This is a genomic window from Streptomyces sp. AA1529, assembly GCF_000280905.1.
In the GTDB taxonomy this organism is placed as follows: Bacteria; Actinomycetota; Actinomycetes; order Streptomycetales; family Streptomycetaceae; genus Streptomyces.
The window spans coordinates 1-13,787 of the sequence record NZ_ALAP01000064.1 but is presented as its reverse complement, the minus strand read 5'-3'; the positions used below and the strand labels follow the sequence as shown (position 1 = coordinate 13,787).

The 13,787-nt window shown below is 72.7% G+C and carries 11 protein-coding genes and 1 pseudogene; 6 read left to right on the top strand and 6 right to left on the bottom strand.

What is annotated here, in order from left to right; all coding sequences use genetic code 11:
• Positions 1–50 precede the first annotated feature (50 nt).
• Complete coding sequence (locus tag A949_RS0118420) at positions 51–1,742, bottom strand: APC family permease (RefSeq protein WP_019357498.1); 1,692 nt, start codon at positions 1,740–1,742, stop codon at positions 51–53.
• A 475-nt stretch (positions 1,743–2,217) separates the two neighbouring features.
• Here A949_RS0118420 and A949_RS0118415 point away from each other — a divergent pair, with 475 nt between their 5' ends.
• Both A949_RS0118415 and A949_RS0118410 read left to right on the top strand, forming a co-directional pair.
• A complete protein-coding gene (locus A949_RS0118415; protein ID WP_019357497.1) occupies positions 2,218–3,732 on the top strand; it encodes an MFS transporter in 1,515 nt (504 codons plus the stop codon).
• A 98-nt stretch (positions 3,733–3,830) separates the two neighbouring features.
• A complete protein-coding gene (locus tag A949_RS0118410) occupies positions 3,831–4,391 on the top strand; it encodes a cysteine hydrolase family protein (RefSeq protein WP_019357496.1) in 561 nt (186 codons plus the stop codon).
• Between the two features lie 78 nt (positions 4,392–4,469).
• On the opposite strand, the gene A949_RS0118405 is transcribed toward A949_RS0118410, so the two are convergent.
• Together A949_RS0118405 and A949_RS0118400 are read right to left on the bottom strand one after the other, a co-directional pair.
• Positions 4,470–5,432, bottom strand: coding sequence for a hypothetical protein (locus A949_RS0118405; protein ID WP_019357495.1), 963 nt, complete (start codon positions 5,430–5,432; stop codon positions 4,470–4,472).
• Position 5,433: 1 nt separating this feature from the next.
• The gene (locus A949_RS0118400) at positions 5,434–6,042 is read right to left on the bottom strand and encodes a TetR family transcriptional regulator (protein WP_019357494.1); all 609 of its coding nucleotides are present in this window, start codon (positions 6,040–6,042) and stop codon (positions 5,434–5,436) included.
• A gap of 253 nt (positions 6,043–6,295) precedes the next feature.
• Between A949_RS0118400 and A949_RS0118395 the strand changes: the two genes are divergently transcribed.
• From A949_RS0118395 to A949_RS0118385, 3 genes are all read left to right on the top strand, one after another.
• On the top strand, positions 6,296–7,927 hold the full coding sequence (locus tag A949_RS0118395; RefSeq protein ID WP_237735852.1) for a glycosyl hydrolase: 1,632 nt from the start codon (positions 6,296–6,298) through the stop codon (positions 7,925–7,927).
• A gap of 136 nt (positions 7,928–8,063) precedes the next feature.
• Positions 8,064–8,864 carry a helix-turn-helix domain-containing protein gene (locus A949_RS0118390; protein ID WP_019357493.1) on the top strand — a complete coding sequence of 267 codons (801 nt, stop codon included), beginning with the start codon at positions 8,064–8,066 and terminating at the stop codon, positions 8,862–8,864.
• A 10-nt stretch (positions 8,865–8,874) separates the two neighbouring features.
• Positions 8,875–9,261: a VOC family protein gene (locus A949_RS0118385; RefSeq protein WP_019357492.1), complete on the top strand. Its 387-nt coding sequence runs from the start codon at positions 8,875–8,877 to the stop codon at positions 9,259–9,261.
• A 125-nt stretch (positions 9,262–9,386) separates the two neighbouring features.
• Here the strand turns inward: A949_RS0118385 and A949_RS0118380 are convergent, their stop codons facing one another.
• Both A949_RS0118380 and A949_RS0118375 read right to left on the bottom strand, forming a co-directional pair.
• Positions 9,387–11,642: an MMPL family transporter gene (locus tag A949_RS0118380; RefSeq protein ID WP_019357491.1), complete on the bottom strand. Its 2,256-nt coding sequence runs from the start codon at positions 11,640–11,642 to the stop codon at positions 9,387–9,389.
• Between the two features lie 397 nt (positions 11,643–12,039).
• Positions 12,040–12,225 (bottom strand): hypothetical protein, encoded by a 186-nt coding sequence (locus A949_RS0118375; RefSeq protein ID WP_019357490.1) that lies wholly within the window; start codon positions 12,223–12,225, stop codon positions 12,040–12,042.
• Positions 12,226–12,569: 344 nt separating this feature from the next.
• Between A949_RS0118375 and A949_RS33820 the strand changes: the two genes are divergently transcribed.
• Positions 12,570–13,424 carry an alpha/beta fold hydrolase gene (locus A949_RS33820; protein WP_019357489.1) on the top strand — a complete coding sequence of 285 codons (855 nt, stop codon included), beginning with the start codon at positions 12,570–12,572 and terminating at the stop codon, positions 13,422–13,424.
• 37 nt (positions 13,425–13,461) lie between these two features.
• Here A949_RS33820 and A949_RS33815 read toward each other — a convergent pair.
• Positions 13,462–13,787 (bottom strand): annotated as a pseudogene (locus tag A949_RS33815) (hypothetical protein); the annotation flags it as partial.

Below are 13,787 nucleotides of genomic sequence, written 5' to 3'. Positions count from 1 at the left end.
CCCGCGCGCCCGCACCGCCCGCTCGGCGGCCGCGGGACACAGGGGCGGGCTCAGGCGTCCTGCGGATCCTGCTCCGCGAGGATCTCGCGGACCCTCGCCGCGGGCAGCGTCGACCGCAGGGCCAGCCAGACCACCAGGCCGCTGAGGACGAAGGTGGCGGCGGCTCCGAGGCCGAGGCCCAGCACGCCGAGGTTGCCCGCGCCCTCCGCCTTCTTCGGGAAGTCGCCGAGGTAGCTGACGAGAGCCAGTCCGGCGAACCACACCAGCACCCACCAGCCGTACCGGAAGTCGAGAGCGGGCGTGCGCTGCTTGGTGGTGGCGTGGTGCACCGCCATCAGGACGTAGCCCAGTCCGATGGCCAGGAACAGCTTCCAGTTGGTGTCCCAGCCGGTCCAGTAGACGATCAGATTGGTGGACCACAGGGCGACGAAGGACACCACCGGTCCCAGCTTGCCCAGACTGAACGGACGGGTCTGCTCGGGCAGCTGCTTGCGCATCGCCAGCAGCACCAGGGGCCCGCAGCCGAAGGAGAGCACGGTGCTGTTGGTCACGAACTCCACCAGCTGGCTCCAGCCGGGGAACGGCAGGAAGAAGAAGCAGCCCACGGCGAACGCGAGAATCAGACTGACCCAGGGCACGCCGGTGGCGTTCACCTTCGCCAGCCCGGCCGGAGCGTTGCCGTTGCGCCCCATGGCGTAGGAGATGCGGGCGGTGACTCCGGCATAGATCAGCCCGGTGTCACCGGGGGAGATGATGGCGTCCGCATAGAGCAGTCCCGCCAGCCAGACGGCACCGAGAATGCCGGCGATGGCGGCGAGCGGTCCGAAGGTGGCCAGGACGTCGCCGTGCGAGCTGAAATGGGCGCCGACCGCCTGCCAGCCTTCGGCCTTGATGGCGCTGGTGGGCACCGCGCCGATGAAAGCGATCTGCAGCAGGACGTAGATGATCCCGCACAGGACGACGGAACCGATCATGGTGAGCGGGACGTTCCGTTTCGGGTTGTCCGTCTCGCCCGCGAGCTCGACTCCCTGGCGGAATCCGAAGAAGGAGAAGGCGATGCCGGCGCTCGCCACTGCCGAGAAGACGCCCTGTGCCCCGTAGGGGGCGAAGCCGCCCACGTCTCCGCCCATGCTGAAGTGGTCGGTGGTGAAGCCCATGGCGAAGAACACCGCTATCACCAGCAGAATGATGGCGAGCTTCCACCACACCAGTACGTTGTTTATTCGCGCGAACCAACGGACTCCGAAAAAGTTGACGGCCACGAAAATCGCCATCAGCAGCACGGAGACGCCCGTTCCGGCGGGGGTCAGGACGGCCTCGTTGTTCTCGTCGAGCCGCTGGAGCCAGGAGAGCCAGTTCGTGGAGTACTGGACGACTGCCAGCACCTCCACCGGCGCCACCGCGGCGGCCGCGATCCAGGTGACCCAGCCCATCGAGAAGCTGGTGAAGGAGCCGAACGAGTAGTGTGGGTAGCGGGCCACCCCTCCCGAGTGCGGGAACATCGTGCCCAGTTCGGAATAGGTCATGCCGATGAAAATGAACATCACGGCACCGAGGGCCCAGGAGAGTACAGCGGCGGGGCCGGCCATCTGAGCGGCGTCGAGTGCGCCGAAGAGCCATCCGGAACCGATGATGGAGCCGACCGCGGTGAACAGCAGGCCGACGGTGCCGAATTCACGTTTCAGTCGACTGTCGTCCCCGGCGGATACTGATGCGTCCGGGGGCTTGTTGTCAATGGCCATTCAGGAACCTCCTCTGCTTTCTCGGATGTCGCGATTTTCCGCATCTGGGAATTTCGCGCACCATACTCGGGCGGGCCGCCGGCGTAGGCCGTCCGGGGGTCCAGTAGAAGCGATGATTGAATCCATGGCTTTAAAGAAACGACAAAGATGTACAGTGAACCGAGGTTGCGCCGTCCCACGGGACTCCCGGACGCGATCCGACGCGGCTCCCCCGAGGGGCGCCGATGCCGGGTCGCGGGCCGGCCGGCCGCGCCGGTGTCGAGGACCCGGCCCTGGGGCGGGCGACCGTGCCGCCCGGCTGTCGCGAGAAGGACGTCACCCGGCCGCAACCGGGGCGAGCTGCCCCGGCCGGTGACGGCGGCAGCCGTCGCGCTCGCCGCGAAGGGAGCAGGCGCACGGAAGAGAGGTGCCGCGACATGCTCGCGGTCAGGGGTGTCGGAGCGGCCGACCCACGAGCAGGGCGGGAACGGGTGCGATGAGGCAGGCGGAAGGGCCGGGATTCGACCGGCGGCTGCTGGCGCCGATGCTGTTGGGCTCGGTCCTCAACCCGGTCAACTCGACGATCATCTCCGTCGCGCTCGTGCCCATCGGAGCGGCGCTGGGCGCGCCTCCCTCGCAGACCGCGTGGCTGGTCTCCGCCCTCTACCTGGCCACCGCGCTCGGGCAGCCGGTCGTGGGACGGCTCATCGACCTCTTCGGCCCGCGCAGGCTCTTCCTCCTCAGCACCGCACTGGTCGGCGTCGCCGGAGTGGTCGGCACCGCGGCACCGAACCTGGGGGTGCTGATCGGTGCCCGGGTCCTCCTCGGGTTCGGCACCTGTGCGGGCTACCCCTCCGCGATGGCCCTGGTGCGCAGCGAGGCTGAGCGCACCGGCCGGGACAGCCCGCGCGGGGTGCTGACAGCACTGGCGGTCGCCAATCAGACCGTCGCCGTCGTGGGCCCGCTGCTGGGCGGTCTGCTGATCGCGGCGGGCGGCTGGCGTGCCACCTTCGCGCTGAACGTGCCGCTGTCCGTCGCGGCGGTGCTGCTGGGCCTGCGCCGGCTGCCGCGGACGACGGGAGCGGACCGGGTCCGCCCCGCTCGGACCGGGCCCCGGCCGGGGACGGGCGAGCCCGGATCGGACGGGCACCCGTCCGGGCTCGGGGAGAACGGCCCCGCGGAGCACGAGCCCGCGGCGGACAGCGGCACCCCGCCCCGCGAGGGCCCGGCCGCCCGGCTGGATCTGCCCGGCATGGCCCTGTTCGCCGCGACGCTCACCTCGCTGCTGCTGTTCCTGATGAACCTGCATCTGCGCGACTGGTATCTGCTGGTGATCACCGGCACCGCGGGGACCGCGTTCGCCGTACGGGAGTTGCGCACCGCCGCTCCCTTCATCGACCTGCGGGTGCTCGGCGGGAACACCGCGCTGCTGGCCACGTTCGGGCGGGCGCTGCTGGCCTACACGGTCTCCTACTCCTTTCTCTACGGCTTCAGCCAGTGGACGGAAGAGGGCTACGGACTGACGCCCTTCCACGCCGGGCTGGTGCAGATGCCGATGTTCCTGCTGGCGATCGGCGTGGCCGTCGTCGCGGGGCGGCGTGCGGGGGTCCGGGGAAAGCTGGTGGTCGGCGCACTGGGGCAGCTCGCCGCCAGCGCGGTGCTGCTGACGCTCACCGGGCGGAGCGCGCTGTGGACGCTGGTGCTGGTCGCCCTGATCTTCGGTGTCCCGCAGGGGCTGAACAACCTCGCGTTGCAGAACTCCGTCTACTTCCAGGCCGATCCCGAGCGCATCGCCTCGTCGGCCGGGCTGTTGCGCACCTTCGCCTACATCGGTTCGATGGTCGCCTCCGCCGCGGCCGCCGCATCCTTCGGACAGCACGCCGACACCGCGGGCATGCACCGGCTCGGCTGGGTGATGCTCGGTGCCGGTGCCCTTTATCTCCTGCTGACCGCACTCGACCGTTCGCTGGGCCGGGTGGCGGCAGCGGACGCCCGGGCGGCCGCGGAGTAGCCCGCCGGGCGGCGAACGGCCCGGCCGCACAACGGCATCCCACCGCGTCCCACGGCATCCCACGGCATCCCACCGCATTCGACCCGAGAGGCCTCCGCATGTCCGGCACCGCACTGCTCGTCATGGACTTCCAGCACAACACCCTCGCCCGGATGCCCGAGGGCTGTCTGCCACGAGCGGTGCACGCCCTGGAAGCGGCCCGCACCGCCGGTGTCCGGGTCCTCCACATCGCGCTCGGACTGCGCCCCGGACACCTCGATGTGCATCCGCGCAACAAGACCTTCGGCGCCCTGCCGTCCCACCTCTTCACGCCCGACGACCCCGGTGCCGCCATCCATCCCGACGCCGCTCCCGCCGACGGGGAGATCGTCGTCCACAAGAACCGCGTCAGCGCGTTCTCCGGGAACAACCTCCGGCAGCTGCTGGCCGCCCAGGACATCGGCCGTCTCGTCCTGGCCGGCATCTCCACCGGCGGAGTGGTCCTCTCCACCGCGTTGCAGGCCGTCGACCTCGACTACCGGGTCACCGTCCTGTCCGACGCCTGCGCCGACTCCGACCCCGCGCTGCACGACACGCTGCTCGGTTCGGTCCTCGCCCGGCGTTGCGAGGTCACCACCGTCGACGCCTGGCGGGCGACTCTCGACGGTCCTGCCGTCTGAGCGCGCGGCGCCGCCGCTCCTCGGGCACGGCCGGGCGTGCGCCTGTGCGCAGGGCCGGTCCGGGGTGCGCCGGCGGTCTCACCGGCCGCCGGGGCGGCCTTCGGGGCGCCGGTAGCGGGCGCTCATGGCGTGGAAGACCCGCTTCGGCTCCCAGCGGGTCTCGTCGAGCATGCGGACGGCGCCGTAGGAGGCGAGGTCGCGGTCGCCGGGCTTGTCGTAGTTGGCGAAGGAGAACCACAGCGCGGTGTCCACCCCCTCCTCCTCGAAGATGTCGAGCAGTTCGCCGAGATACCGCACCTGCTCGTCCTCGTCCCGGACGGCTCCCGGCGGCGGCTGCCAGGCCATGCCCCCGAGGTCGCCGGCGCCGCGGTAGGCGCAGGTGCCGTACTCGGTGACGGCCACCGGTTTGCCGTGGGAGTGGAGTGCGCGCAGCCGGTCGCGGAAGGTCCCGGCGTTCTGCGCGGTGCGGTAGGCGTCGACGCCGACCAGGTCGAAGGGAGTCCAGTCGACGGGCTCCCAGGCGCCGGAGGCGTAGCCGACCCGTCCGCCGAAGTGCGTCCGGACCGCTGCCGCGGCCCGTGCGAGGAAGGCGTCGAGGCGTTCGGGCACCGGCCCCAGCGAGGCCCACCACTGCATGTCGGCGGTGGCCATGGCGTGCAGCCGGTCCAGATGGGTGTCGCCGGGCAGGAAGCCGTGGGCGAAGGCGCTGAGCTCGCAGCCGGCGACCAGCACCACGTCCGCGCCGCCCCGGCGCAGCTCCTCGGCCCGCCGGGCGCAGTCGGTGAGCAGCTCCAGGATCTCCGCGGGGCCGAGGTCCACGGGGAACGGCGAGAACCACACCTCCAGCCCGGCGTCGGCGGCGTACCGGGCGGCGGTGCTCAGCCGCTCGGGGTCGCGGCCCGAGATGCGCACGGCGTCGCAGTGCAGCTCGGTGGCGATGACGGCCAGTTCGCGGCGGACCTGGTCGGGGTCGAAGTTCTCGCGGGTGAGCCGGGTGCCGGGGAAGGTGCCCGTGTCGTAGTTGATGCCGCGTGCGCGCACCTCAGCGCCCCTCTGCTCGGTCGAGTCCGTGTTCCAGCAGGTCGAAGGCGAGTTCCACGTCCTGGGCCAGGGCGCGGCCGGCATCCGCTGCGGAGGCGCCGGCCAGCAGGGACTGGAAGTACCTCTCCTGGAGGGTGAGCAGCGACGCCGCGATCTGCGCCGCCATCAGTGCCGCCGCCGCGGGACCGTGCTCCTCGGCCAGGACCCGTGCCAGCGCCGTGCGCTGCTGATAGAGCAGGCCGTTCGCCGCCTCGTGCAGCGCGGGGCTGCGGTGGATGACGCGGACCCGGGCCAGCACCTCCGCCAGTTCGGCCTGCGGCAACTGCGCGGCGGCGAGGTCCCGGTGGTGTGCGCGCAGTGCCTCCAGGGGGGTTCGGCCGGGCGGGCGCCGGGCCACGATCCCGGCGAGATCGTCGTCGCCGACTCCGTGCAGGACGAGCGCTTCCTTGGTGGGGAAGTAGGCGAAGAGCGTCGCCTTGGCCACTTCGGCGGCCGCGGCGATCTCGTTGACGGTCACGGCGTCGAAGCCGCGCTCGGTGAACAGCCGCAGCGCCGCCGCGGCGATCCGCTGCCTGGTGTGTTCCTTCTTGCGTGCGCGTAGCCCGGTCACCGGGTCAGCCTAATCATACCGGGTTCAAAATCAAACCCAGTATGGATTTGTGGACGGGTGCACCCCGGCTTCCGGCTCGAAGGCGTCCCGGTCCCCGCTCCGGCCCGAAGCGCCCCCGGACCCGGCGGAAAGCACCGGCGGAAAGCAGTCCCCGGGCCCGGCCGGCGGCGGGTCTCCGGTGAACCGTCCGCCGCGCGCATCCGTCGTGCGTACGCAGACGAATTGTCCCGAGAGGTGACCCGAGAGGCGTGTTGTGCGCGCGAGACCACTGACATCACTGCGATCACTTCGATCGTTCAAACCCCTTCTACTCGCTCTGCTGCTGGTCGTCGCCGGTGTGTCGGCCGTCACCGCGGCCGAGCTCCGCGGGCCTGCCGAAAGCAGGGACCGCATCACCGGAGCGTCGGCCTCCGGTTCGGAACACACCGTCACCCTGCGGAACCGGACAGCGGAACGCGTCTGGGTCGGAGCCGGGGTCAACGCCGACGGCTCCCAGCCGCTCACCGGACTGCCGGTGCTGGACCCCGGGCAGTCCGCCACCGTCACCATTCCCGAGCACTCCCCGGCCGGGCACTGGCGCGGCAAGTTCTTCGCCCGCCAGGGCTGCGGCGGGGAGGAGGGCAGCACCTTCCACTGCGCCGTGGGCGACTGCGGGCCCTACGCCGACCACTGCACCACAGGTGAACAGCCCACCAGCCTGGCCGAGTTCAACTTCGCCCCGGCCGACTCCGCGGCACCCTGGTACAACGTCAGCTATGTCAACGCCGTCTCGGCGGCGGTCACCATCACCCCCGACGGGGTGCCCCCGCCCGAGAACGGCGGGGAGTGCGCCGTGGTGGGCTGCCCCACCGACCTGCTGTCCCACTGCCCGCCCGAGAACCTGACCAAGGACGGGAAGACCGGCAAGCCGCTGGTGTGCGTCAACCCGAACCGCGACGCGAAGACCGCGTACAGCGAGGCGCTCACCAAGCAGTGCCCCACCGCCTACGCGTGGTCCAAGCACGACGCCGAGAGCGGCAACCAGGTCGTACGCCAGTGCAGCCACTGCAAGGGCCTGACCGTCACCTTCCACGGCCGGGGCGGCACGGGGAAGCCCCGCAACGCCCCCCGGCGCCCGGGCGACGAGGACCAGCCGCGGCACGGCGACGACGCCGGCCCCGCGGACGGCAAGGGCGTGGCGCTCAACCCCGTCGGCGGCGCCGCCCAGGCGCTCAAGGACTCCGGCGCCCACTGGTACCACAACTGGGCCTCCTCCAGCGCGGGGGTCGACAAGCCCGAGGGTGCCGAGTTCGTCCCGACGATCTGGGGCCCCGGATCGGTCACCGACGCCGAGCTGGACAACGCCGCGAAGGAGGGCAGGAACCTGCTGGCCTTCAACGAGCCGGACTCGGCCTCGCAGGCCAACATGACACCCGAGCAGGCTCTGGATCTGTGGCCGCGGCTGCAGAAGACCGGCCTGCGGATGGGTGCCCCGGCCGTCGCCACCGGAGCCGACAAGGCGGGCGGCTGGCTGGACCGGTTCATGAAGGGCGCCGACGAGCGCGGACTGCGCGTCGACTTCATCCCCGTGCACTGGTACGGCTCCGACTTCGGGCCCGCCGCGGCCGATCAGCTCGCCGACTACGTCAAGCGTGTCCACGACCGGTACCAGAAGCCCGTCTGGGTGACCGAGTACGCGCTCATCGACTTCACCCAGGGCGCTCCCCGCTACCCGGACCAACAGCAGCAGACCGCCTTCATCAAGTCCTCCACCGAGAAGCTGGAGAGCCTCGACTTCGTGAAGCGGTACGCCTGGTTCGCGCTCAACACCGAGACCAGCCCGACCGGTCTCTACGACGGTCCCACCCCGAACGCCGGCGGACGGGCCTTCCGCTCCGCGCGCTGACCCGCCACCGGAGGTGACCTCCCCTTGTCGGCCCGCCGTGTCCGCAGGGCACGGCGGGCCGACGGCTGCCGGGCCCCGGTGCCCGTTGCATTCGCCGGACCGGTCCGGTTCCGCTGTGCGGTGCGACAATGGCGGGGTGGAACTCCGTCAGGCCGCTCGCGCGGCGGGCATCGGTGTGGTCGCCGCCAGCGAGCACGTGGGGCCTCCCCGCCTGCACCGGGCCCTGCCTGCGCTGCGCGGACGGCTCGTCGTCAGCCTGGGCGCCCCGATGGAGGTGCGGTACGACGGGCAGGTCCGGCAGCTGCAGGCGGTGGTCGCCGGACTGATGCGGCCCGGCGCCGCCACCCCGGAACTCGTGCTGCGGCCGCACCAGCCGACCGTGTACGTCGACCTGGCACCCTCGGCCCTGCACCGGCTGACGTCGGTGCCGCCCCGCGAGCTGGACGCGGGCGGCGTCGGGGCCGATGTGCTGCTCCCGTGGGCGCACCGGCTGGGCGAGGAACTCGCGGCCCGGCCCGCCGACCGGCGGGAGGCCTTCGTGCGGGAGCACCTCCTCCGGTGTCTGGACCGGTCCGACCGGCTCGGGACGTGCCGGGAAGCGCACGCGGCACTGCGGATCATCGGCGCCTGCGAGGGGCGGATCTCCGTCGAGGAACTGGCCCGGCAGGTCCACCTCGGTCCGCGCCGCCTGCGGCAGGTGATGCACGAGGCGCTCGGCATCGGCCCGAAGTTCGCCTCCCGCGTGGCGCGGCTGGCCGCGGCCCTCGACCGGGCCCGCGCCGGGGCCGACTCCTGGGCCCGGGTCGCCGCCGAGAGCGGCCACCACGACCAGAGCCACCTCGTCCGCGACTTCAAGGACCTCATGCGGACGACTCCGACCGGGTGGCTCGCGGAAGAGGGCCGGAATCTACAAGGCCGCCGCCTCACCGCTCCGTGATCATCGAGCCATGACCGACGAACTGATGCCCAAGCTGCTCGTGTCCGACGCGGACGCGGCGATCGACTTCTGCACCGAGGCCCTGGGTGCCGTCCTCACCACCCGGGTGGCGGGCGACGACGGCGTCGTGCACCACGCCGAACTCACCGTGGGCGCCACGACCCTCGCGCTGGCGCAGAGCGTCCCGGACTGGGGATGGCACGATCCCGCTTCGCTCGGCGGCTCACCCGTCCTCCTCACGGTCCAGGTGTCCGATCCGGACGCCACGGCGGACCGCATGGTGCGGCTGGGAGGTGAGCTGGTGATCCCCGTCGAGAACCGCCCCTACGGCAAGCGGCAGGGCCGGGTGCGCGACCCCTTCGGCCATCTGTGGGTGATCAGCGGCGCCCTGCGGTAACCGCGCAGCCGCGGCGGCCCGCAGCCGCGGCGGCCCGCAGCCGCCGCGGTCAGCAGCCCCGCCGCCGCGCGCCCCGCTGCCCGCCTCCCGGGACGGGGAGGCGGGCAGCAGGGCGGGGCCCGGCGTCAGACCCGCGCGGAGTCTGCCGGACGTGGCGCCGGTTCCGCCGCCGACCCGTCCGCTGCCGGTCCCGGCTCCGCCGCAGCCGCGGGACCGCCCTCGCTGAGGCCGAAGCGGTCGTGGAACCTGCGCAGGAATCCGGGGGCGTACCAGGCCGAGCGGCCCAGCAGGCGCATCGCGGCGGGGACGAGGACGCCGCGTACGGCGACGGCGTCGATGAGGATGGCCAGGCCGCTGCCCAGGCCGAACAGCTTCATGAAGCTGATCTCGGCGGCTCCGAACGCGAAGAAGCTCACCGCCAGCAGGCAGGCCGCGGCGCTGACGATGCGCCCGGTGTGTCCGAGGCCGTTGGCCACGGCGGACTCGTTGTCCTCGCCGCGCTCGTGGAGCTCCTTGATCCGGCTGGTGACGAACACCTCGTAGTCCATCGAGAGGCCGAAGGCGATGCAGAACATCAGCACGGTCATCGACGTCTCCATCGGCTGCGGGGTGAAGCCGAGCAGCCCGGAGAGATGGCCGTCCTGGAAGATCCAGGTCATGACGCCGACGGTCGCCCCCAGGCTGATCATGTTGAGGGCCAGGGCGCGCAGCGGCTGCACGATGCTGCCGGTGAACAGGAAGAGCAGCAGGAAGGTGGTGACGGCGACCAGACCCACGGCGAGCGGGAGCCTGCCGGCGATGGAGGCGTTGGAGTCGACCAGTTCGGCGTCGGTGCCGCCCACCAGCGGGTGCGTCCCCGGCGGCGGCGAGGCCGTGCGGACCTCCTCGACCAGGTCCCGGGCCGCCTGCGACTTCGGGGTCAGCGAGCTGACCACGTCGAGCTGCTGCGCGGCGGGACGGCTCAGCGCCGGGTTGCCGGGGCCGGTCGCCGCGGCCTGCCCGTCGGTGTGGACCCCTGTGCTTGCCTCCACCCGGACGACTCCGTCCAGTCCGGAGAGGGCGGCCGCGTACGACGCGAGCGCGGGCTCGTCCACGGCGCGGTCGATGACGACGTGCAGGGCGGCGGCGTCGTTGCCCTCGAAGTTCTCCCGGAGCGAGGCCGAGACCTGGCGGCTCTCGGCGTTCTCGGGCAGCACGCGTTCGTCCGGGGTGCCGAAGGTGATGCCCAGCAGCGGGCTCGCCGCGGCGAGCAGCACCGCGAGGACGGGCAGCGCGGTGAGCGCGGGGCGCCGCATGACGGTGCGGGCCAGCCGGCCCCAGCCGGTCGCGGCGGATCCGGCGCGCCCCGGCTTCGCCCACGGCATCCGCCCGCTGTCGACGCGGCGCCCCAGCACGTTCAGCAGGGCCGGCATCACGAACAGGCTCGCCAGGGCCGCGATGACGACGACACCGACTCCGGAGTAGCCGAACGAGCGGAGGAAGTACTGCGGGAAGACCATCAGCGCCGCGAGCGCGGCCGCCACGGTCGCGGCGGAGAAGGCGACCGTGCGCCCCGCGGTGCTCATCGTCGTGCGGACGGCGTCCTCCACGCTCGCCCCCGCCGCGAGCTGTTCGCGGAACCGGCTGATCATCAGCAGGGCGTAGTCGACGCCGAGTCCCAGGCCGAGGGCCGTGGTCAGGTTGATCGCGAAGACGGAGACGTCCGTGACGCTGCCGACGAGGAAGAGCTGCGCGAACACGCCCACGATGGCGATGAGCGCGATCAGCAGCGGCAGCAGCGCGGAGACCACGGTGCCGAAGACGACCAGGAGCAGCACCAGGACGAGGGGTACGGCGACGGACTCGGCCAGTACGAGGTCCTCCTCGGTCTGCGGCCCCATCTCGTGGCTGACCCCGGCGCTGCCGCCCGCCTCGACCGTGAGGGTGTCCTGGTACGTTCCGCCGTAGGTGTCGAGGACGCGTTCGGTGTTCTCCTGCTGTTCCGCGTCGTGCCCCTTCACCCGGGCGAGTACGAGGGCTTCGCGGCCGTCGTCGGACCGGAGGGCGGCACTGCCGGTGTCCCAGTACGAGACCACCTTCCCCAGCTCCTGTGCCGCCTTGAGGTCGGAGACCAGGGACCGGCCGGTCCGCTCGGCCGCCGGGTCGTCGACGCGGCCGTCGGCGGCACGGACCAGCAGGACCAGGTTCGTCTCGCCGCCGAACTCCCGCTCGATGATGTCGCGGGCCCGGGAGGACTGGGAGGCGGGGTCGTCGAAGCCGCCCGTGAGCAACTTGCCGAACGCGCCCGCGCCCAGGGCGCCCATGAGGGCGACGACCACGGCGGCGACGGTCAATACCAGCCTCGACCGGCGGATCGCCAGCTCGGCCATGCGCTCGAACACGCGGAATCTCCTTCTTGCGTCCGTACAGGGAAGCGACGGGGAACAGCCGGGTCGGCGTGCCCGTGCGGGGCGCGCGACCTCGCCGGGGCGGCGTGGAGCCGGTCTCTTCGTCGCCGGGCACGACGCTAGTGAGGAGATGATGAATTTGGCAGTGTGAGTTTTTCTTAACAGGGCGCAGGGCGCAGGGCGCAGGGAGGCAGGGCGCGCCGAGGGCTCAGACGGTGGAGGGCGGGGTCGCGGGGCGCCGAAGGGAGGCGGGTGGCCGAACCCGGGTGCCACCGCTGTCGCCGACCCGGTGCGGGCGCTCCCGGACGAGCGCCGGCCGCGGTGCGACCGCGCCTCCGCGGCCGGGATCCGGCAGGGCCGCACGGGGGGCGCGACGGGGTGCAGCCGCGGCTCAGTCCGCCGCGCGCAGAGCTTCCGCGATCTCCTCGTCCGCCACGGCCATGGCGGCCTCGGCCCGGGTGTACCAGATCTCGCGCCGCGCCGCGGAGAGACCCGACCACGGGTGCCGCTCGGCGCTGTACCCCAGAGTGCGGTACAGCGCTGTCGCATAGCGTTCGCGCCGGTCGGTCTCGCTCATGTGGTCGCTTCCTCGGGGGAGTGGGCGGGTTTCGGGACCATCGGGACACGGCGGAGCCCGGCCGTCCGGTCCGGGCGCGAGTCTGGCACGCCGGTGCCCCGGACACCGAGCCCGGCGGCGGCCGGTCCCGCCCGGCCGCCTGCCCGCGGTCCCGGCCCGCGCCGCCGGGTGCCCCGGTCGGTGCGCGGAACGGCGCGCGTCCGTTCCGCGCATCCGCTGTGGGCTATCGTCCCGTATCAACGATCTCAGTCGGTATGCCCCGTTGTCGGAGTGCGGTGCCGCCGGGCGCCGCTCTGCCGCTCCCGGCCGGGCCGCGGGGTGCGGCGGCGGGCGCGGGAGGCGCGATGGACGGTGTGCGCAGCGGCTTCGCCGCGATGGACGACGGGGTGCGGCTGCACTACCTGGAGGCGGGCAGCGGTCCGGATCTGCTCCTGGTGCCGGGCTGGTCCCAGACCGCGGCGCAATGGCGCCACCAGATCGCCGACTTCGCCCGCACACACCATGTCGTCGCCGTCGACCACCGCGGCCACGGCCGCTCGGACAAGCCGGACCACGGCTACCGGATCGCCCGGCTGACGGCGGACATCCACCAGCTCATGCGCACCCTGGAGCTGGACGACGTCGTTTGGGTGGCCCACTCCATGGGGTGCGCGCTGGCCTGGTCCTACTGGGAACTGTTCGGCGGCGCCGGTCTGGCACGCCTGGTGCTGTTCGACGAGCCCGCCGTGCTGATCCGCCGACCGCACTGGCCCGAGGAGCTGGCGCCCCGCCTCGGCGCGCTGTACGGACTCGAGCAGATCACCGGCGTCGTCGCACAGCTCCAGGACCCGCAGGCCGACGCCGAGGCGTTGACCGCCGGGTTCCTGGACGCGATGTGGACCCCGGCCGCGACGGACGAGGACCGCCGCTGGGTCCTCGCGCAGAACCTGCTCCTCCCTCGGGAGTACGCGGGCCGGCTGCTGCTGGACAACGTCATGCAGGACTGGCGTGACGTCCTGCCCCGGATCACCGTACCGACGCTGGCCATGGGCGGGGCGCAGAGTGTGATCCCGGCCGCGGCGGCGCGCGCGGTCGCCGCCGCCGTACCCGGTGCCGCCCTGCGCATCCTCGACCGGCGCGGCAGCCACTTCGCGTTCTGGGAGAACCCCGCGGCCTTCAACCGGGAGGTCCGGACCTTCCTGGAGACCGCCGCGGGCTGACCGGTGCCGCTACCGCGTCCCCGCAACCGCGTCCCCGCTACCGCGCCCCCGCCCGGTGCGGTCCGAGGGCGCCCGCGGCCGCGTCCCGGGCGGCTTCGAGCCGTGCCTGGTGCGCCACGGCGGCTGCGAACGCGCTGCCTCCCTCGCCGGGGATCTGGTTGCGCATCCGCACCACCGAGACCCCGGCGGCGACCGCCGTCGCCGGGTCGGCGATCTCCAGCCACAGCGCCTGGGCGTGGTCCGCGACCGCTTCGGCCTGCTCGTAGGCGCCCCGGTAGTGCCAGCGTTCCGCGACGTCCCGGTACAGCAGCACGCCGCCGACGGCGTCCCCGGCCCGGCCGGTGATCCGCGCCCGCGCCTCCC

Excerpts from the sequence above, each read along its gene's own strand:
- A949_RS0118375 (WP_019357490.1), bottom strand. The coding sequence starts at position 12,225 with ATGAGCGAGACCGACCGGCGCGAACGCTATGCGACAGCGCTGTACCGC.
- A949_RS0118410 (WP_019357496.1), top strand. The coding sequence starts at position 3,831 with ATGTCCGGCACCGCACTGCTCGTCATGGACTTCCAGCACAACACCCTC.
- A949_RS0118420 (WP_019357498.1), bottom strand. The coding sequence starts at position 1,742 with ATGGCCATTGACAACAAGCCCCCGGACGCATCAGTATCCGCCGGGGAC.
- A949_RS0118415 (WP_019357497.1), top strand. The coding sequence starts at position 2,218 with ATGAGGCAGGCGGAAGGGCCGGGATTCGACCGGCGGCTGCTGGCGCCG.
- A949_RS33820 (WP_019357489.1), top strand. The coding sequence starts at position 12,570 with ATGGACGGTGTGCGCAGCGGCTTCGCCGCGATGGACGACGGGGTGCGG.
- A949_RS0118385 (WP_019357492.1), top strand. The coding sequence starts at position 8,875 with ATGACCGACGAACTGATGCCCAAGCTGCTCGTGTCCGACGCGGACGCG.